Annotated in this window: 15 protein-coding genes; 11 read left to right on the top strand and 4 right to left on the bottom strand. The window is 71.1% G+C overall.

The window, feature by feature from the left end; all coding sequences use genetic code 11:
- Nucleotides 1-21 precede the first annotated feature (21 nt).
- Nucleotides 22-1,560 carry an NCS1 family nucleobase:cation symporter-1 gene (locus ACFYWI_RS23880; RefSeq protein WP_389236115.1) on the top strand — a complete coding sequence of 513 codons (1,539 nt, stop codon included), beginning with the start codon at nucleotides 22-24 and terminating at the stop codon, nucleotides 1,558-1,560.
- A 62-nt stretch (nucleotides 1,561-1,622) separates the two neighbouring features.
- On the opposite strand, the gene ACFYWI_RS23875 is transcribed toward ACFYWI_RS23880, so the two are convergent.
- Nucleotides 1,623-2,414: an SDR family NAD(P)-dependent oxidoreductase gene (locus ACFYWI_RS23875; protein WP_389236113.1), complete on the bottom strand. Its 792-nt coding sequence runs from the start codon at nucleotides 2,412-2,414 to the stop codon at nucleotides 1,623-1,625.
- A 55-nt stretch (nucleotides 2,415-2,469) separates the two neighbouring features.
- On the opposite strand from ACFYWI_RS23875, the gene ACFYWI_RS23870 reads away from it, so the two are divergent.
- The 4 genes from ACFYWI_RS23870 (at nucleotide 2,470) to ACFYWI_RS23855 (ending at nucleotide 6,422) form a co-directional block, all read left to right on the top strand.
- Nucleotides 2,470-3,900: an amidase gene (locus ACFYWI_RS23870; RefSeq protein ID WP_389236111.1), complete on the top strand. Its 1,431-nt coding sequence runs from the start codon at nucleotides 2,470-2,472 to the stop codon at nucleotides 3,898-3,900.
- A gap of 5 nt (nucleotides 3,901-3,905) precedes the next feature.
- Nucleotides 3,906-4,493, top strand: coding sequence for a TetR/AcrR family transcriptional regulator (locus tag ACFYWI_RS23865; protein ID WP_389236109.1), 588 nt, complete (start codon nucleotides 3,906-3,908; stop codon nucleotides 4,491-4,493).
- 71 nt (nucleotides 4,494-4,564) lie between these two features.
- A complete protein-coding gene (locus tag ACFYWI_RS23860; protein ID WP_389236107.1) occupies nucleotides 4,565-5,260 on the top strand; it encodes a M15 family metallopeptidase in 696 nt (231 codons plus the stop codon).
- 343 nt (nucleotides 5,261-5,603) lie between these two features.
- Nucleotides 5,604-6,422: an inositol monophosphatase family protein gene (locus ACFYWI_RS23855; RefSeq protein ID WP_389236105.1), complete on the top strand. Its 819-nt coding sequence runs from the start codon at nucleotides 5,604-5,606 to the stop codon at nucleotides 6,420-6,422.
- Between the two features lie 21 nt (nucleotides 6,423-6,443).
- Here the strand turns inward: ACFYWI_RS23855 and ACFYWI_RS23850 are convergent, their stop codons facing one another.
- On the bottom strand, nucleotides 6,444-7,274 hold the full coding sequence (locus ACFYWI_RS23850) for a nucleotidyltransferase family protein (RefSeq protein WP_389236103.1): 831 nt from the start codon (nucleotides 7,272-7,274) through the stop codon (nucleotides 6,444-6,446).
- 84 nt (nucleotides 7,275-7,358) lie between these two features.
- On the opposite strand from ACFYWI_RS23850, the gene ACFYWI_RS23845 reads away from it, so the two are divergent.
- From ACFYWI_RS23845 to ACFYWI_RS23835, 3 genes are all read left to right on the top strand, one after another.
- The gene (locus ACFYWI_RS23845) at nucleotides 7,359-8,774 is read left to right on the top strand and encodes a phytoene desaturase family protein (RefSeq protein WP_389236101.1); all 1,416 of its coding nucleotides are present in this window, start codon (nucleotides 7,359-7,361) and stop codon (nucleotides 8,772-8,774) included.
- 494 nt (nucleotides 8,775-9,268) lie between these two features.
- Nucleotides 9,269-9,682 carry a hypothetical protein gene (locus ACFYWI_RS23840; protein ID WP_389236099.1) on the top strand — a complete coding sequence of 138 codons (414 nt, stop codon included), beginning with the start codon at nucleotides 9,269-9,271 and terminating at the stop codon, nucleotides 9,680-9,682.
- Between the two features lie 182 nt (nucleotides 9,683-9,864).
- The gene (locus tag ACFYWI_RS23835; RefSeq protein ID WP_389236097.1) at nucleotides 9,865-10,191 is read left to right on the top strand and encodes a carboxymuconolactone decarboxylase family protein; all 327 of its coding nucleotides are present in this window, start codon (nucleotides 9,865-9,867) and stop codon (nucleotides 10,189-10,191) included.
- 345 nt (nucleotides 10,192-10,536) lie between these two features.
- Here the strand turns inward: ACFYWI_RS23835 and ACFYWI_RS23830 are convergent, their stop codons facing one another.
- Entirely contained in the window at nucleotides 10,537-13,530 is a 2,994-nt protein-coding gene (locus ACFYWI_RS23830) for a BTAD domain-containing putative transcriptional regulator (protein ID WP_389236095.1), read from the bottom strand.
- Between the two features lie 171 nt (nucleotides 13,531-13,701).
- Here ACFYWI_RS23830 and ACFYWI_RS23825 point away from each other — a divergent pair, with 171 nt between their 5' ends.
- The 3 genes from ACFYWI_RS23825 (at nucleotide 13,702) to ACFYWI_RS23815 (ending at nucleotide 17,367) form a co-directional block, all read left to right on the top strand.
- The gene (locus ACFYWI_RS23825; RefSeq protein ID WP_389236093.1) at nucleotides 13,702-14,235 is read left to right on the top strand and encodes a hypothetical protein; all 534 of its coding nucleotides are present in this window, start codon (nucleotides 13,702-13,704) and stop codon (nucleotides 14,233-14,235) included.
- 571 nt (nucleotides 14,236-14,806) lie between these two features.
- The gene (locus tag ACFYWI_RS23820; protein ID WP_389236091.1) at nucleotides 14,807-16,885 is read left to right on the top strand and encodes a Hint domain-containing protein; all 2,079 of its coding nucleotides are present in this window, start codon (nucleotides 14,807-14,809) and stop codon (nucleotides 16,883-16,885) included.
- Nucleotides 16,870-17,367: a hypothetical protein gene (locus tag ACFYWI_RS23815; RefSeq protein WP_389236089.1), complete on the top strand. Its 498-nt coding sequence runs from the start codon at nucleotides 16,870-16,872 to the stop codon at nucleotides 17,365-17,367. Before ACFYWI_RS23820 ends, ACFYWI_RS23815 begins: the two co-directional genes overlap by 16 nt.
- Before the next feature lie 416 nt (nucleotides 17,368-17,783).
- On the opposite strand, the gene ACFYWI_RS23810 is transcribed toward ACFYWI_RS23815, so the two are convergent.
- Nucleotides 17,784-18,362, bottom strand: coding sequence for a hypothetical protein (locus tag ACFYWI_RS23810; protein ID WP_389236087.1), 579 nt, complete (start codon nucleotides 18,360-18,362; stop codon nucleotides 17,784-17,786).
- Between the last annotated feature and the right edge of the window lie 160 nt (nucleotides 18,363-18,522).

Here is an 18,522-nt window from a genome sequence, read left to right as displayed (position 1 = left end):
ACGCCTGAAGGGTCAGCCGCCATGACCTCGACCGTTCCCCCCACTCCCTCCGACGGGCCGATATCCACCCCCATGTCCGTACAGACCGCTCGCATCGAGCTCGCACCCGGCGAGGTCCCCGCCGACAACCGCTTCGTCAACGACGATCTGCTGCCCGTTCCGATCGCCGACCGTCACTGGACGACCTACAACTTCGCGGCCCTCTGGGTCGGCATGGCCCACAACATCCCGTCCTGGCTGCTCGCCTCGGGCCTGGTCGCGCTCGGCATGGACTGGAAGCAGGCGGTGTTCACCATCGCGCTGGCCAATCTGATCGTGCTGGCGCCGATGCTGCTCACCGGGCATGCCGGGCCGAAGTACGGCATCCCCTTCCCGGTCCTGGCCCGCGCGTCGTTCGGCCTGCGCGGCGCCAACCTGCCCGCGCTGATCAGGGCCGGGGTCGCCTGCGCCTGGTTCGGCATCCAGACCTGGATCGGCGGCCAGGGCATCTTCATCCTGCTCGGCAAGATTTTCGGCGGCTGGGCGGAGGCGGCGGAGATCGGCGGGCAGCCGTGGACGCTGTGGGTGTGCTTCGTGCTCTTCTGGGCACTCGAACTCGCCATCATCTACCGGGGGATGGAGACACTGCGCCGGTTCGAGAACTGGGCCGCGCCCTTCGTCATCGTGGGTGCGCTGGTCCTGCTCGTGTGGATCACGAACAAGGCGGGCGGCCTCGGGCCGCTGCTGGACCAGCCGTCGCAGCTCGGCTGGGGCGCGGACTTCTGGCCCGTCTTCTTCCCTTCGCTCATGGGCATGATCGCCTTCTGGTCCACGCTGTCGCTGAACATCCCGGACTTCACCCGCTTCGGCAAGGGCCAGCGTGCGCAGGTGTGGGGCCAGACGCTGGGCCTGCCGACGACGATGACCCTGTTCGCACTGCTGTCGGTGCTCGTCACCTCCGGCTCCCAGGCCGTGTACGGCGCCGCCATCTGGGACCCGGTCGCTCTCGCCGCCAAGACCGACAACGTCTTCGGGCTGCTGTTCGCGCTGGTGACGGTGCTGATCGCGACGATCTCGGTGAACATCGCGGCGAACGTCGTCTCGCCCGCGTACGACCTGGCCAATCTGGCACCGCGGTTCATCAACTTCCGCAGAGGCGCGCTGATCACAGGCGTCGTCGGTGTGCTGATCATGCCGTGGAAGCTCACCGAGACGCCCGAGCTGTACATCTTCACCTGGCTCGGACTGGTCGGCGGACTGCTCGGCACGGTCGCGGGCATCCTCATCGCCGACTACTGGCTGGTGCGGCGCACCGTGCTGGACCCTACCGGTCTGTACACACCGGGCAGCCGCTACTGGTACACCTCCGGCTGGAATCTGCGCGCGGTGGCCGCGTTCGCGGTCGGCGGGCTGCTGGCCATCGGCGGCTCCCATTCCGCGCCGGGCAAGGGCCCGTTCCCCGAGGACGGCCTGATCCCGCTCCTCAAGCCGCTCGCCAACTACGGCTGGGCGGTGGGTCTCGGGGCATCGCTGCTGCTCTACATGCTGCTGATGATGCCCGAGCGGGCCAGGCAGCGCTGAAGACCGGCCCGCGTGCCCGGACCAGCCGCTCCCTCGGCCGGTCCGGGCCCCAAGGACTCTGCTCAGCGGCGTGAGCGCTGGGCCTCCACGATCTTGCGGATCACCGGCTCGGCGCCCGCCCGCCGCTGCACCCGCTCGGCGAAGCCGGGGAACTGGGCGGCGATCGCGGTCAGGAGCCGGAGCTCCAGGGGCGCGACGTTGATCTCGGCGACATTGCGCTCGACGGCGCGCACGACGCCGTCGACGACCTGACGCGGGGACACCGTACGCACACCGCCGGGCGTCTTGGACCCGGTGGCGGCGAACATCCCCAGGTCACGTACGAAGCCGGGCTGGACGATCGAGACGCCGACACCCGTGCCGTGCAGATCCTGGCGGAAGGCGAGCGAGAACCCTCGCAACCCGAACTTGGTCGCGTTGTACAGGGACGACGACTTGGTCGCGGCCCTGCCGGAGAGCGAGCCGACGAAGGCGATGTGCCCTCGGCCGGCGTCGATCATCGCCGGGGCGAGCAGGCGCGCCAGCATGGCCGGGGCGCGCAGGTTCACCGCAAGGGCACGGTCGATCTGCTCCGGCGTGTAGTCGAGCACGTCGCCGCTGGACGGCAGTGCGGCGTTGGCGATCAGGATGTCCGTGCCCGCGGCCTCGTCCGCCAGCCGACGCACGTCGTCGGGGTCGCCGAGGTCGGCGAGCACCGTGCGCGCGCCGTACCGTTCGGCGAACGGTTCCAGCGCCTCACGACGGCGGCCGGTGACCACCAACTTCGCTCCCTTGGCCGTCAGTTCGGCGGCGAGCGCCCCGCCGATGCCACCCGTGACGCCGGTGAGCAGAACGGTTGCTCCGGTGATGCGCATCTGGTTACCCTCCAGTTCTGTTCGTTCGAACGAACAATAAGGAGGCGGGGCGGTCGTGTCCACAGACGAATTCGGCGGACTGGCTGAACGCATAAGCGAGTTGAGGGATGGGCACACGACGTCCGAAACCCTCGTGGCGAGCACCATCGAGCGCATCGAGGCAAGTCAGGCCACCATCAACGCCTTTCGCTGGGTCCGTGGCGAGGAGGCGCTCGCCGAGGCCAGGGAGGCCGACCGGCGACTGGCCGCGGGGGAACGGCTGCCGCTGCTCGGCGTACCGATGGCCGTCAAGGACGACACCGATGTGGCAGGGCTCCCCACCCTCTTCGGCTGCCGCGGCGAGACCGCGGCGGCGGCGACGGACGGCGAAACCGCTCGCCGGCTGCGCGCGGCCGGAGCCGTGATCGTCGGAAAGACGAACTCCTGCGAGCTCGGCCAGTGGCCCTTCACCGAAGGACCCGCCTTCGGCGCCACCCGCAACCCCTGGTCCCTCGACCACACCCCCGGCGGCTCGTCCGGAGGTTCTGCCGCGGCCGTCGCGGCCGGACTCGTACCCGCTGCCCTCGGATCCGACGGCGCGGGCTCCATCCGCATCCCCTCCGCCTGGACCCATCTCGTCGGCATCAAACCGCAGCGCGGACGCGTCTCCCTCTACCCCTACACCGACGCCTTCCAGGGGCTCGCGGTCAACGGCCCGATCGCCCGCACCGTCGCCGACGCGGCCCTGCTGCTCGACGTGGTCCAGGGCCCGCACCTCGAGGACCTGCACCGGCCCGACACGATCGACGCCTCGGCCGCCGCACGCCGTGACCCCGGCACGCTGCGCATCGCACTCGCCTGGCGGCCCCCGCTGACCCTCACCGGCACCAAGCCGCACCCCGAGGTACGCCGCGCCGTGACGGCCCTCGCCGAGGCACTCGCCCGGCTCGGCCACACCGTCGAGGAGGCCAGGCCCCGTTACGGGCTGATCGGTCTGAGCATGGTCCCGCGCGGCACGACGGGTGTCGGTGAACTCGCTGCCCTGCACCCCGAACCCGCCCTGCTCGACCGCCGCACCCGCAGCGCCATGCGCAGCGCCCGGCTGCTGCGCGGCCCGGTCGTGCGCGCCGCCCGGGCCCGCGAGATCCATCAGCACCGCCGCATAGGCGCCATGTTCGACACCTACGACATCATTCTCACCCCGACCACCGCCGCGCCCCCGCCGCGCATCGGCACCTTCGACAGCCTCGGCACCTGGCGCACCAACGCCGCGATGACGGCGGCGTGCCCTTACGCCTGGCCCTGGAACGTCCTCGGCTGGCCCGGCATCAACGTCCCCGCAGGCCTGACCGCCGACAAACTGCCCGTCGGTGCCCAGCTGCTCGGCCCGGCCGGCAGCGAGGAGAAACTGATCGCGCTCGCCGCCCAACTGGAGGCCGACCAGCGCTGGTACGAGCAGCGCCCACCCGCCCCCCTGATCAACAGGAGCGCCCCGGTGGAACAATGACCGTCATGTCCAACGCCGCCCGCTCCGCCCCCACCCGGCAGCGCATCATCACCGCCGTCCTGCACATCATCGGCAAGGACGGCGTCGCGGCGGTCACCAACCGGCGGATCGCCAAGGAGGCCGGGGTCTCGCTGGGTTCGGTCACGTACCACTTCGAGACCCAGCACGACCTGCTGCGCGAAAGTCTGCTGCACTTCGTCCGCGAGGAGACCCGCCGCTTCACGGAGATGGCCGACCAGTGCCAGAGCGACGGCATCGACATCGCGGGCGCCGCCTCTCTGGCGGGGCAGGTGGCGGGCGGCACCGCCTTCGACAGCGAGCACATCGCGCCTTTCGAGCTGTACGTCCAGGCCGGGCGCGACGCGCGGCTGCGGGAAGCGGCCGCCGAGGCGTTCGCCGCGTACGACCGCCTCGCGGCCCAGATCCTCACCGGTCTCGGCGTCCCGGACGCCGAGCGCTTCGCTGCGACCACCGTCGCCCTGGTGATGGGCCTGCAACTGCGCCGTATGGCCACGGGCGGCCCGGCCGACGACCTCGTGGACGCGCTGCTGCTGCTGGCTCGGGGCGCGATCGGTGAGGACGCCGGGCGGTGACCGCGTCCCTCCGACGTGCGGCGGGGCAGCTTCGCAGGGTGTGGGACGGCCGTCCGATCTAACCTGAGAGGGTGCATTTCGTGCGCCGGGCGGTTGCGCCCGCCCTGTCCTCGGCCCTGACCCTGATCCTGGCCCTCGGCGCGACGCCCGCGCAGGCTGCCGCCGGTACGCCGCCCTCGCACTCGTTCCGATTCCCCGGCGTCGGGCTCTCGCCCCGCGTCACGGATGTCTCGCGGGCCGAACTCGGCGCCAGCTACGAGCCCGGCTGCCCGGTGCCACCGGCCCGGCTGCGGCTGATCGAGATGAACCACTGGGGCTTCGACGGACGTGTCCACCGCGGCGAGCTGATCGTCCATCAGGACGAGGTGCGCCCCTTGCTGGGCGTCTTCGCGAAGGCCTTCGGCGAGCGCTTCCCGATCCGGCGGATGCGGGTGATGGCGGACTACGGCGGGAGCGACGCGGCGGCCATGGCGGACGACAACACCTCCGCCTTCAACTGCCGCCGGGTGACGGGCGATCCGCGCCAATTGTCCCGGCACTCCTACGGCGACGCGGTCGACATCAATCCTTTGGAGAACCCGTATGTGGACAGCTCGGGCGCCGTCCACCCCGCGGCCGCGAGGCGCTGCCTCGAGCGTGACCGCCCCGTACGGGGTCTGATCACGGACGGTGATGCGATCACCACCGCAATGGAGGGCATCGGCTGGCGGTGGGGCGGTCGCTGGCACCCTCCCGACTACCAGCACTTCTCGGCCGACGGCACGTGACGGCACACGTCGGGCGGCCGTGACGGCAGGCGAAATGCGATCTGCGATCCGTGATCACTTCTGGCGGCGGACAGCCCCTCGCGGGTCGTGCTCCGGGCCCGTGCGTATGCAAGGCGTCACGGTGGGTGAGGAAGCCGGAGGCCGGATATGTGGGGTCGCCACGCACTCCGGGACGGGGCGTCCCGGCGAACCCGGAGAACCCGCGCGGCATGCGGGGTTGTCCGGCAGGCCGCCGAACGGTCATCCGGCGTTCCCCCTTTCGCGCCCGCGCGGTCAGGCGGTGTCCATCGGCTGGTCGCCGGGCGTCGACGGGGATGTCAGTCGGCCGTGCTTAGCTGGACACATGATCGATGACTTTCTGACCGGGGACCTGTCCGACGTCGAGGAGGCGATCCGCAAGGCGGCCGCCACCGAGATCACGCCGCGCTTCCGTCAGCTCGCCGCGCACGAGATCGTCGAGAAGAGCGGCCCGCACGATCTGGTGACGATCGCGGACCGCAGCGCCGAGGAGCATCTCACCGCCTCGCTGACCGCCCTGCTGCCCGGCTCGGTCGTGGTCGGCGAGGAGGCGGTGCACGCGGACCCGTCCGTGTACGAGGCGCTGCGCGGCGACGCGCCGGTGTGGATCGTCGATCCGGTCGACGGCACCCGGCAGTTCGTGCAGGGCGAGCCCGGGTTCTGCACCCTGGTCGCGCTCGCGCTGCACGGCGAGGTACTCGCCTCGTGGACGTACGCACCGGTGCTGGAGGAGCTGGCCGTCGCGGTGCGCGGTGGGGGAGCGCGGCTCAACGGTGCGCCGATACGGGCCGGTTCGCCCACCCCGGGCGCGGTGCTCGAGGTGGCCATGTCCCACCCGGACTACACGACGCCGGACCAGAAGCGCTCGCTGCTCGGCCTTGCCGTGCCCGGGGTGCACGCCCGGCCGTGCGGCTCGGCGGGCCTGGAGTATCTCGACGTGGCCCGCGGGGACCTGGATGCCGTGGCGTTCTCGTGGGAGCAGGCGTGGGACCACGCTGCCGGCCTGCTGCTGGTGGAGGAGGCGGGCGGGACACATGTCACGCTCGCGGGAGAGCCGTTCCGGATTGTCGGCGGCAATGTCCTCCCGTTCACCGCGGCACGCGACGAGGCGACCGCTCACCGGATACGGGAGCTGCTGAGCTGACACGCGCTGCCGGCCGGCGGGTCAGACCATCAGGGACCTGACCTCACGGACCAGCCCGTCGGCCGAGTCCACGGCTGCCGCGTCCAGACCGGCGAGCGCGGCGCTCACCCGCGCCGTGAAGTCCCCCGGGACACCGGGGAACGCCGCGGCCGTCGCCAGCGCGCCCTTTTCGTTGAGACACCACACCCGGTGGTGTGCGTGCAGCGACTGCGCCAGCACACCGAACGCCCGGGACAGGCACAGCGACACATGCAGTGTGTCCGCGGACCGTGCCGACTTGCGCGCCGCCGCGACCGAGAACTCCGCCTCCCACGCCGCATGCACCAGCGCCGCGCGCAGGGGCTCCGGATACCGCTGCGCCTCACTCCGAAGCACCCTCAGCTCGCCGTGCGGATCGGCCAGTACACGGCACAGCGCCACCTCCCCGGCATACGCGGGCGACCAGAACCCCAGTGGATGCCCCGCCTGCACTCCCGTTTCGTACCGCCCTTCCCGGCACTCGGACCAGACGTGCTCCACCCGGTCCAGGTCCCGCAGGATCCAGTCCACCGCCACGCCGTCCACCGACAGCCAGGCACCGCCGTCGACCCAGGGGCCCCAGCCGCCGGGACCGGCGACCTCCACCGGCTCGCCGGTCATCTCACGGGCCAGTGCCGCCATCGCCGCGACATCGACGCCGCCCCGGTAGTACACGCCGACATCCCAGTCCGAGTCCGGGCCGTGCGTGCCTCGTGCCCGGCTCCCGCCGAGCGCGACCGCACGCACGCCGTGCACGGACGTGAGCCGTCGCGCCATTTCTTCGATCGCGCTGTTCATCGCGCCGTTCAACGTGCTGTTCACCGAGTTGTCCATCGCGGCGGAGGGTATCCCTGCCCCCGCTGTCGGTGCTGCGGAATATCCTGGGACTCTTGGCCACCGGCTGACAAAGGAGTCCGAGTGCCGTCGATGCTCGATGCCGTCGTCGTGGGGGCTGGACCCAACGGACTGACAGCCGCTGTCGAACTGGCCAGGCGCGGCTTCTCGGTCGCGGTGTACGAGGCCCTGGACACCATCGGCGGCGGTGCGAGAACGGAGGAGCTCACCCTCCCCGGCTTCCGCCACGACCCGTGCTCCGCCGTGCATCCACTCGGCATCGGCTCGCCCGCGTTCAATGCCATGCCGCTCGCGCGGCACGGGCTGGAGTGGCTGCACCCCGAGCTGCCTCTTGCCCACCCCTTCCCGGACGGCAGCGCCGCCGTGCTCAGCCGCTCGGTCGGCGAGAGCGCCATGTCGCTCGGCGCCCACGACGCGGGCGCCTACCGACGGCTCCTCGCCCCCTACCTCGGCCACTGGGACACCATCGCCGCGGACTTCCTGCGCACGCCCTGGGACGGGTTGCCCCGTGACCCCTACCGCATGGCCCGCTTCGGACTGACCGCGCTCCAGCCGGCGACCTGGATCGCGCGCCGGTTCCGCGGCGAGCGGGCCCGCGGTCTGCTCGCGGGCCTCGCCGCCCATGCCATCGCGCCCACCAGTGGCCTCGCCACCGGGGGTATCGCCCTGATGTTCGCGCTGGCCGCGCATGAGGTGGGCTGGCCGGTCCCGCGCGGCGGATCCCAGGCGATCAGCGATGCACTGGCCTCGTATCTGCGTGAGCAGGGCGGCGCCATCCAGACGGACACGCCGGTCAAGCGCCTGGACGAGCTGCCCCCGGCCCGCGCGTACATCTTCGACACCTCGCCCACCGCGCTCGCGCGGATCGCCGGGCTAGGGGACGCGTACGGGCACTACCGCTACGGCGCATCCGCCTTCAAGGTCGACTACGCCCTGTCGGGGCCGGTGCCCTGGACCTCGGAAGAGGCCCGCGTGGCCGGGACCGTGCACCTCGGGCCCACCGCGCGCGAAATCGACGGGGCGCTGACCGCGGCGGTGGCAGGCCGGGACCCGAAGGTCCCGTTCCTGATCGCCGCCCAGCCCAGCCTGATCGACCCGAGCAGGGCACCGGCCGGCAAGCACGTGCTGTGGGCTTACGGCCATGTGCCGGCCGGCTGGGACGGCGACGCCACCGAGGTCATCGAGCGGCAACTGGAGCGCTTCGCACCAGGGTTCCGCGATCTGGTGCTGGCCCGGGCCGTCGCCGGACCGCCGCAGCTGGCCGAGCGCAATCCCAACTATGTCGGCGGCGACATCGCCTGCGGGGCCTTTGCCGGCCTGCAGACGGTGATCCGCCCCAAGCTCGCCCGTGTCCCGTACGCCACCGCGCACCCGGCTGTCTTCCTCTGCTCGTCGGCGACCCCGCCGGGCCCCGGGGTGCACGGGATGTCGGGCCACCACGCGGCAAGGGCGGTGTGGCGCAGACTGCGGGCACGCTAGCCGCGCGGTCGGGAAGGCAGGCCCGGGAAGGCCATGCCCTGAGGCCTTGCGCAGGTCCCACCGGCGCCACGGACGGCGGTGCCCGGCGCCAGCCCGTACACGCTTCCCGGAGCCCTGCTGCGCCAGGTAATGCAGCCGGTTAACCGATGTCGGCAGTCGTGGGCGAGCGGCCGTAACCGCCGATGTTTGCTGCTGTTGGTGTCAGGCGTCGATGTCAGCGAGAACGGCGGCGTTTGACGGGTCCGGTCACCGCCTGGATCAGCGTGGCCGCTGCTCACCGAACCACCACGAACGGCGCGGCGGCCGCACGTGCGCTCCCGTCACCGCCGCCCTCGCGGCCATGGCCGCCCTTCGCTCGCTCATCGCCGTCGAGAACCGCTGGTCACGCGCCCCGAGGTGCGCAGCGCGCCCGGCTGGTCGAGATTGGAAGTAACCCGACCGGCCGAACGGGAACGCGCGGTTGTGCGGGGCCGTACGACACCAAGGAGCCAGCAATGACGAGTCACGTGAGTGGGGCCCGCCGGAGCTCGACCGGCATCGGCAGCGGCTGGTTGGTCTTCGCCGCCGTGCTGATGATCTTTGGCGGCCTGATGATGCTGTTCGCGGGCATCTCGGCCATCGCCAACGACGACGTGTTCGTCCGCACTCGGAACTACGTCTACGCGTTCGATCTCACCGGATGGGGCTGGATCCACCTGATCGTGGGCGTCGTCATCGTTCTCGCCGGTTTCGCCCTGTTCCAGGGCGCCACCTGGGCGAGGGTCGTCGGCGTGGGGCTGGCCGGCCTGGCGATGCTCGCCAACTTCCTGTGGCTCCCGTACACGCCGTTCTGGGCGCTCGTCCTGATCGCGATCAACGGCTTCGTGATCTGGGCACTGTGCGCCGCTCCCAGTCCGTCCGAAGACTGAAGCCAATGCATCCAGGCCGCACGTGCGTTGCCGCCCGTCCGCCTCCCTCCTGGGACGATCCCCTGGACAGGCGATCCGCGGGAAACGGACTTACGGTCGAGCAGTAGACGTTGCACCGAGATGCGGAGCCCTTGCTACCGCCCGCTGATCCTCGTCACGACACCATCAGGAGACGATTCGCCATGGCCACAGCATCTGAAACCCCGGTACTGGACACCCTCGCAGCGATGACGGTCGATTCGATTGAGCGGTGCGGGCTGACCCCGGACATGTTCATGCTCACCCGCATCGCAGCCCTCGCCGCCTCGGACGCTCCGCCGATCTCCTACGTCGCCCACATCGACCCCGCCCTCCAGGCCGGCCTGACCGCCGACCAGCTGCAGGATGTCCTGGTCGCCATCGCCCCCATCGTTGGCACAGCCCGCGTCATGACAGCAGCCGGGAACATCGCCAAAGCACTCAGCATCGAGATCGCCGTCGCCGACGCCGAGGCCCGGGGCGGAGCGTAGAGACGTCGCCCGAGGTCTGGAGCCGCCGGCCGCGCCCGGCATCGATGAAGAGACCGTCGCCTTGATGCTGCTGCCGACCGCTGCCTAGTTCGGTGGTCCGGCTTCCGGGTTGGCGGTATGGAGGGAGTGGCGGCGTCGGAGTCGTCCTGGACAGCCCCGTTCACCGGCTGAGCCCGCGCTCACCACCGGCGAACGGGGCCCGCCCACATGCCGAATGCGGAGGTCCGCCTGGCCGCCTCGGCCCTCTCCGCCCTCAGCCTCGCGGCCGTCCGCAACGACCGCGACCTGCTGTGCACCGTCGAAGTTCCCGGTGGTGACGCCCGGCGCCCGTCCGGTGACGCCGACTCACTCCCTGTCCACCTCCGCCAGCGAAGCCCGCAACTCCTCCTGCAGCTCCGGGTGTTCCGCCGCCCGTTCCACGGCCAGTGCCGTACGGAACTCCCGTCGTGCCCGCGCCCGCGCTCCCGCCGCCGCGTACGACTGACCCAGGCGGCGCCGGATCTCCATTTCGAGCCGCGTGCGGTGCGGCTCCGAACGCCGCGAGATGCCCGCGTGCAGCGCCAACGCCTCGCGGTGGCGGCGTTCCGCCTCCGCAAGGTTCTCCGCGACCGACCCCAGCCGTGTCAACGTCAACGCCAGCAACAGCGCGTCGCCGGTCTCCCGCAGCAGTGCCTCACCGCGCAGCAGCACCGCCCGCGCCTCCGCCCGTTCGCCGAGCGCCGCATGCCCGTCCGCAAGGGAGACCAGGCGCTGGCTGACCGCTATCGGGCGGCCGTTGCGCTCCGCCGCGGCGAGCGCCGCCCGCGCGTCGGCGAACGATGCAAGCACCTCACCCTGCACGAACCGGCTCATCGACCGCAGCGCCAACGCCAGCGACATCCCCCACTCGTCGTCGGTCCGTTCCAGGACCGGCAGCACCTCATCCATGGTGGCCGTCACCGTGTCGTACCGCCCCTGCAAGAAGTCCTGGATGGCCAGACCGGTCAGAGGCAGCGCCGCCATCGTCTCGTCGCCGTTCTCGCGGGCGGACTTCAGCGCCTCCCGGAACCAGTCGCCACCCTGCGCGTGCCGGCCCTGTTGGTAGTCCAGCAGCCCCAGCGACGCCGCTGCCTGGACCCGCAGCGCCGGGTCCCCGGTCCGCTCCGCGGCTTGCAGCGCCGTCGTCAGCGCCGTGCGGCCCTCGTCGTAGCGATCGTGGTGGAGGAAGTAGTCCCGCAGCGCCACACCCAGCTGGGCCGCCAGGACGTCCTCGCCGTGCGCCGCCGCGTACCTCGGTACGTCGGCCAGGTCCGCCCCCGCCCCGTCCAGCCACCGCGCCGCGTCCCGCGCGGAGTCGAACCGCGGAGGATCCCCGTCCGATGCCCGGCCGTCGTCGCCGGTGAGCCTGCCCGCCTGGACGTACAGCTCCAGTGCCTGCCGGCAGGCCTGCGCCGTCTCCTCGGGCCGGGCGTCGGCCAACTTTCGGGCGTGGACCCGCACAAGGTCGTGGAGGCGATACCGCCCCGGGCCCGGCTGCAGCACCAGGCTTGCGTCGTACAGCTCTTCCAGCACGATCTCCGCCTCATCGACACCCACTCCGAGCATCGCCGCCGGCGTCCATGCGTCGAACTCCGGCGTCGGCGCATGTCCGAGCAGCCGGAACGTCCGCTGCCGAGCCTCACTCAACTGCTCGTAGGACATGTGGAACGCGGCCTCCACACTGCGGTCCCCGGCGCTCAGCTCGCCCAGTCGGCGCTCGTCCCGCGCCATCCGCACCGCCAGGTGGGCCGGCGACCACGATGGCCGGTGCTGCAGCCGCGCGCCGGCGATCCGCAGGGCCAGCGGGAGGCCCCCGCACAGCCGCGCCAGGTCGGTGACCGCCTCGGGGTCGGCGTCGGAGCGCGCCTCGCCGATCAGGCGGCGCAGCAGACCGATCGAGTCGGTGGTCGGCAGTGGCTCCAGGGTCACGCACCGGTCCGCGTCCAGTCCGGTCAGCCTGCGCCGTCCCGCCACCAGCACGTGGCTGCCCGGACCGGCAGGCAGCAGTGGCCGCACCTGCGCGGCGCTTCCCACGTCGTCGAGAACGAGCAGCAGCCGCAGCCCGCTGGTGGTGTCGCGCCACGCGGCGATCAGGTCGTCGCGGTCCTGGGGAACGTCCGCGTCGGCCGTGCCGAGCGTGCGCAGCAGCCGCTGGAGCAGCCGCTTCGTCAAGGGACGGTCGCCTGCCGGTGAGTGGTGCGTGAGCAGATCGAGGAAGAGGACGCCGTCCGGGTGCTGGGGGCGAAGCGTCCACGCCGCGTGCACCAGCAGCGATGTCTTCCCGACCCCGGCAGGCCCGTCCACCGTCGCGACGGTGACGGCGTCGTGGGGGGCGGGCGCGGTCAGTGCGGCGACCTCCGCGACGCGACCGATCAACTTACCTGCGTTTCCGGGGAGTTCGTTCACTGTGCGAAGCGGTCGGGCCTGCGCCGACACCGGCGGCAGCGATGCCCGGGGACGCCGCGAGGCAGCTGCCGTGGGGGCCTTCGAGGCGGTCGCTGCGTCCGGGAGGACAGAGCCGCCGGCGGTGGCCGAGCCGCCGAGGACGGCCGTGTCGTCGTGACGGAGCACTGCCGCGTGCAGGTCCCGCAGGGCCGCGGACGGTGCGGCCCCCAACTCCTCTCGCAGCCGCCGCCGCAGCCCCTCGTATGCGGCGAGCGCCTCGCCCTGCCGGCCCGTGCCGTACAGCGCCCGGATCCTCAGCGCCAGTACCGGCTCGTCCAGCGGATGGGCGGCCTCCGGGGAGGCCAGGTCCGCGAGGACCTCGCTGCCGCGGCCGAGCTGCAACAGACACTCCAGCCGCTGCTGCTGCAAGGACCGGCGCTCGATCAGCAGACGCTGCCGTTCCCCGAGCGCATACGGGCCGGGCAGCCCCGCCAGCGGTTCCCCGCGGAACAGGCGCAGGCCCTGCTCAGCGGCGGCCAGTGCCCCCGAGGTGTCACCGGCATCCAGCAGCCCGCCTGTCCCCACGGAGAGTTCGGTGAGGCGTGCTGTGTCGAGGCGGACCGGTGCGGCGAAGCGGTAGCCGCCCGACCCGCCGCGGATCACCGATCCGTCCTGCCCCGCACCCGGCACGTCCAGGGCCCGCCGCAGCGCGTACACGTAGCTGGGCAGGACGCGTCGGCCCGTCGGCGGCGGCTGGTCGCCCCACACTCCGTCGATCAGCTGCTCGTGGCTGACCAGCCGGCCTCCGCGCAGCACCAGCGCCGCCAGCACCGCCTGTCGGCGGGCCGGGCCGACAACCGCCTCCCGGTCGCCTCGCCATGCCTGCACGGGGCCGAGTAACGCGACGTGCAGTTCCTCCGACGGCCCCATTGCCATCCGGCCCCCTGTCATCACGGATCATCAGAATTTCATCGCTATTGCAGCGGCGTGCACCACGGTTGGCAAGTCAGAGCAGGAGCGCGGTCGTCGCGGTGCCGTACGGGGGACGGCACCGGCGCCGCCGCCTGCAATCCGGCGCCGCGCGCGCCCGACCCACGGGGAGATGCCATGACCCCTGAGGTTGCACTGCTTTTGGGCCGCCGCGGCCTCGTTCTGTACGGCCTGGACGACGGCAGCTGCCGGATCTGCGTTGCCGGCGGCTCGGTCGTCGGCCGGGTTGAAGGCAGCGCGGGCGCCTGGAGCGCCTGGGCGCGGCGGCACGACGGGTGTCAGGTCCTGGTCGCAACCGACCTGCCCAGCCGGAACGCGGCGGTGTGCGCGGTCGTCGATCACGCCGAGTGGGAGGACCCGGCACGGGTCCGGCCCGCCGAGACGACACGGAGGTACCACATGACGAGCATGAAGCGGCGCCACCTGTGGAGCCTGGCCCGAGAGGCCCGCAGGGCGCGGGAAGCGGGGGAGACGACGCACACGGTGCAGCTCTGCCTCAATCGACCGGTGTACGGAAAACGGGCCGTCAGGCGCATGGACCGCGGAGTCGACGAAGTGATCCAGGCCGTTGAGGGCGCAGGCTGGGAGTGCTGTGGGGTCGAGCCGTGGCTCGGCACCGGTGTGCTGCTCAGCTTCGTTCGGGCCGACTGATGGCGTCGCGCCGGGCCGGCTCCGGCTGTCCGGAGGAGTGGCTGCGCCGCGCGGCCGACGTCGTGGACCGTGCGGAGGGAGACGCCACAGCCTCCGGCCCAAGCGGGACCCAGCCTTCAGCAGCCCGGCGCTCCAGGACGGGCATCGTAGGGGCCGCTCCAGAAGCATCGGCCGGGCCGAACCACCGCCCGGGGCCCGCTGTGGCCTCAACCAGGCGCTGCACAATGTTCGCCGGCCGACTGGACAGCCCGGGGCAGCCGCTCGCCGCGTCGTCGTCGACGCCGGTCGACCGCTGGCCGCTGACCTGGACCCAGCGGGTGGCGACGGCACGTCGCACGGAACAGTTTCGGTGCCACCAGGGACACAACGCCTCTTGCCAGGACGGTGTATGGCGTGGCCACGGAAGCCGCGATCTCGACGCGGAGGTGTCATCGACCGAATGCAGGAGGACGTCATGACGGAGCCGGGCCCCATCGAGGGGCAGTCGCCGGCCGAGGGCCGGCCGCCCTCAGGTGCAGCATGCGTGCCTCCACCGCCTGCTCGCCCCCCGGCGCCGGTGCATCATCCGTGGATGCCGAGGTTCCAGGTGCTGACCGGACGTCAGCGCATGCTGCTCTTCGGCGGGGTCGGGGCACTGATCCTGGCGTTGCTGGCCGGGCTGCTGACCTGGGTGAACTCCTCCTCCGAATCCGCGACGCCCACGGCCAAGCGGAATCTTGAGCCGTTCGAGGAGGCCGTTGACGATCTGGCCAGGACCCCGGGCCTGCGTTACCGGGACACGGCGATCGCTGGTATCACCGAACGGGACATCACCGTCACCGCGTCCGGCAGCCAGTTCGGAACCACGGGCTCCGGCAACAAGGAACACGATCACGACGTCCTCCGGATCGGCGGGAAAACCTTCACCCGGTGGCAGGTGGACCCGGCCCCCGACCAGGACGTCGAACCCGGCACGCGAACTCCGGGCGAATGGTCGGTCGGGTACGAGGACGGCTCCAAGCTGCTGAGCAAGGTACTCGACCAGAGGCCGTCCCCGTCGACACTGGCAGCTCAACTCTCCAAGGCACTGGAGGAGCTGGGCGACGTACCGCAGGCGGACGACTCGGAGCAGCGGCCCCTCACCGTGAACGGGACGCCCGCACTCGGAATCGACACCTCGACGGGCCGTCTGCTCGTCACCGAGCAGAAGCCGCACCGAGTGCTGCGCCTGGAACCCTACGACCTGTCCGAACTGGCCGAGCGTTTCCAGAACGGGGAAGCACCGACCGAAATCCCCCAGGTGACAACCGGGCCCCTGGCTGAGGGCGACTCCGAGGGGATGGACCTGATCCCGATCGTCGGGGACGCCGTCGTCACGATGTTCGACACCCTGCTGAAGCAGGCCAAACAGCTCAACCGCGCGAGCGACAGCGGCATCAACTTCACGCTCGACGGCTCGGGAGACATGAATTGCGGCCCAGCGGGCTGCTCCGTCAACCAGAAGTTCACCGGGGAAGTCACCAGCGGGGCCCAGACCCGCATCACCGACGGCAGGGTCACCGCCATCGTGAGCGCGACCTTCACCATCGGCGGACAGCCCGCCGGCCGGTGCACCAGCACTCCCAGCACCTTCCCGGTCACCGGCAACAGCGTCTCCGGCACCCTGACCTGCTCCAACCCAGGCGCCGGCCCGGTCTACGCCTCGGTCGCCGCGAGGTACAAGGCCCAGGCCGAGGCCCAGTCCCGGGCCGGTGGCGGCCGGACGGTCCGCTACAGCATCCCGCTTCGCGCCAACACCCTGATCGATGCCCGCGCCCTGGCCGCGGTCGAGGTGAAGCAACTCGTCGAACGCGTGCAACGGGAACGGGACACCGCGAACTGTGCCAAGCCCCGCAGCTTCCCCTCCGGCACACAGGTCCTCCTCGCCGACGGATCCCACCGAGCCATCGAAGACATCCGCGTCGGGGACCGGGTGACCGCCACCGACCCGGAACGTCGGATCACCACCGCACGGCCGGTGACCAGCGTCATCACCACCGAGGACGACAAGGACTTCACGCGGCTCACCGTCACTACCGACCGAGGGCCCGCCACCATCACGGCGACCGACAACCACCCGTTCTGGCTGGCGAACGACAAGCGCTGGACGGACGCCAAGGACGTCCGGGTCGGCGACGAACTGCGCAGCTCCACGGGCCCGTCCCTCCCGGTAACAGCGGTCCTCGACGAGCAGGGCCGGCAGCGTACGCATGACCTCACGGTCAACGGTGTCCACACGTACTACGTGCTGGCCGGCGGAGCACCGCTTCTTGTCCACAACCAGGATTGCCCCATCGGGTTCACCGAGGACACGGTCTCGGACGCCTTCACGGGCATGAACAAGGGTGGAGGGCATGCCATGCGCCACTTGATCAAGGACGGTCTGATCCCGAACAAGGGAAGCGTCGCCTCGCAGGCCGCGTACTTTCAGAAGAAGTTCTCGCCGGTCCTCACCTCACCGGACAAGACCTTCGACTGGAAGATCGGTGGCACGCAGGCGAAGGGATTCGCTGCGAAGGCCGATGGGAGGGTCGTGGTGCTGTTCGTGGCGAAGGAAGGTCCTTACCAAGGAAAGGTGCTGTCTGCGATGGTTCCGGGTGCCCAGAACATGACGAAGTGGGGTCTCTGGTAGTGGGCTCGCTCATGCAGGCCATCTCGTGGAGTGGTGCTGCGGTCGTCAACCTGTTCGTGATCGGACGCGATGAAGCACCGATGGCCGACTCCGACTTCGCGGTGTCCGGGATGCGTCCGGATCGTGTGGAGGTCTTCCCCCTCAGGGACGATTCCGTATGGGACCGAACGGCTGCAGTTCGGGAGTACGACCTCGTCTTCAACGCCCCTTTCCCGGACCTCGGCGCGTACGTGGAGGCCTGCCTCCGCCGTGCAGGTTCAGGAGCGGACACCGTCGCGTGGGCGGCCTTCGAAGGGTCCTTCCACTTCGATCACCTCCTCACGGACGATGTCGCGGACCAGATCTACGGGTTGTGCGTGAACGGCCGGGACCCCGTGGTGACCTGGAGCAGCGACGTGCTGAAGAGCGAGGGCTGGAGGCGGCAGGTCAGGGAGGCCCGCGCCTGCCTGGAGAGGGCCTTCCCGGGCGCGGCCGAGGCATGACGGTCGGGTCTTGCGTGAACTACGACTTCCTGACGGTGTACCGGCCGACCCCAGACATCGTGGAGCTGCCGCCCGAGGTGTATGCCGCGGACCGGTGCGCCACCCCGGCCACCGACGGTGGTGCCCCCGATTGGCGCCGGCCGGGCTTCTTGCCCATGCGGGGGGCCGGCCGGGAGGGCATCTCGCGCAGCGACAGGTGCAGACGGCGAGGGCGATGACGGCGACGGAGCATTCCGGCGGGTGGGTGGCCGGCGAGGGCGCAGGGTGCGGTGCAGCGGTCCGCCGGCCCGGCGGGACTCGGCGACGCGGGGCTATGAGTTGAACTGTTCGGGCAGGTCCATCCAGGGTGAGCCGGTGCGGTACTTCCAAGCCATGGCTGCCTGGACCAGCGAATCAGATGATCCGAGAAAAACGGCCTAACGTGCTCCCCTGTCGTTGGGCCGCTCCGCACGCAGCGCCCGGGGTCGGTCGCCGAAGAATGTCCTGGGGGCCGCACTTGGCCATGCGGCGCGGGCCAGGCGGGGCCCGGACATCCGACCGGCTCCCCAGAGCGCGATCGTGACGAAGACGATCTGCTCGGGGATCCTGAACCACAAAGGCGTGGCCGGGGCGCCGTCGAACGGCACCTCAGCGACAGCGGCGTACACGTTGGCCGGGAACATCAGCACGAAGAGCGCGGCTAGGGCCGTCCCGGCCGCAGAGCGGGTCGCGGCAAGGACGAGTCCCAGGGCGCCGAGGAGTTCCAGCGCTCCGCTCGCGTAGACCATCAGACCGGGGAACGGCACGAACGGCGGGACCATGGCCACCATGTCGGCGTGACTGGGCATCACCGTGACGCTCTCAGGAGCGAAGTGTGCGGCGCTGGTGAACACAAGCATGACCGCCAGCCCGTGTGCGGCACTGTTCCGCCAGGTGGCGAATCGGCCGAGTCCCAGAGCGCCCAGCAGGCGAAAACCCAGACAGGGGCACGCGAGAAGCATGAGGGTTCCGAACATGATCGTCCTTTCGGGGTGGTGAAGGCGTTCGCACGGATGGTGAAGTGGTGGTCGTGCCGCTTTCCCAGCCGATTCCGGATGGCCCTCTCCTGCGGGTGCTCACCCGTTCAGTGACAGGCGATCCTGCCCCTGGGGTGTCCGGAAGCCGCCCATCACGCGT

This window comes from Streptomyces sp. NPDC002889, from assembly GCF_042888425.1.
GTDB lineage: Bacteria > Actinomycetota > Actinomycetes > Streptomycetales > Streptomycetaceae > Streptomyces.
Note: the sequence above shows the minus strand (reverse complement) of the source record. Positions and strands in the feature narration are given on the sequence as shown.

Excerpts from the sequence above, each read along its gene's own strand:
- ACFYWI_RS23820 (WP_389236091.1), top strand. The coding sequence starts at position 14,807 with ATGCCGAGGTTCCAGGTGCTGACCGGACGTCAGCGCATGCTGCTCTTC.
- ACFYWI_RS23835 (WP_389236097.1), top strand. The coding sequence starts at position 9,865 with ATGGCCACAGCATCTGAAACCCCGGTACTGGACACCCTCGCAGCGATG.
- ACFYWI_RS23850 (WP_389236103.1), bottom strand. The coding sequence starts at position 7,274 with ATGGACAACTCGGTGAACAGCACGTTGAACGGCGCGATGAACAGCGCG.
- ACFYWI_RS23865 (WP_389236109.1), top strand. The coding sequence starts at position 3,906 with ATGTCCAACGCCGCCCGCTCCGCCCCCACCCGGCAGCGCATCATCACC.
- ACFYWI_RS23830 (WP_389236095.1), bottom strand. The coding sequence starts at position 13,530 with ATGGCAATGGGGCCGTCGGAGGAACTGCACGTCGCGTTACTCGGCCCC.
- ACFYWI_RS23875 (WP_389236113.1), bottom strand. The coding sequence starts at position 2,414 with ATGCGCATCACCGGAGCAACCGTTCTGCTCACCGGCGTCACGGGTGGC.
- ACFYWI_RS23880 (WP_389236115.1), top strand. The coding sequence starts at position 22 with ATGACCTCGACCGTTCCCCCCACTCCCTCCGACGGGCCGATATCCACC.
- ACFYWI_RS23810 (WP_389236087.1), bottom strand. The coding sequence starts at position 18,362 with ATGTTCGGAACCCTCATGCTTCTCGCGTGCCCCTGTCTGGGTTTTCGC.
- ACFYWI_RS23855 (WP_389236105.1), top strand. The coding sequence starts at position 5,604 with ATGATCGATGACTTTCTGACCGGGGACCTGTCCGACGTCGAGGAGGCG.
- ACFYWI_RS23825 (WP_389236093.1), top strand. The coding sequence starts at position 13,702 with ATGACCCCTGAGGTTGCACTGCTTTTGGGCCGCCGCGGCCTCGTTCTG.
- ACFYWI_RS23840 (WP_389236099.1), top strand. The coding sequence starts at position 9,269 with ATGACGAGTCACGTGAGTGGGGCCCGCCGGAGCTCGACCGGCATCGGC.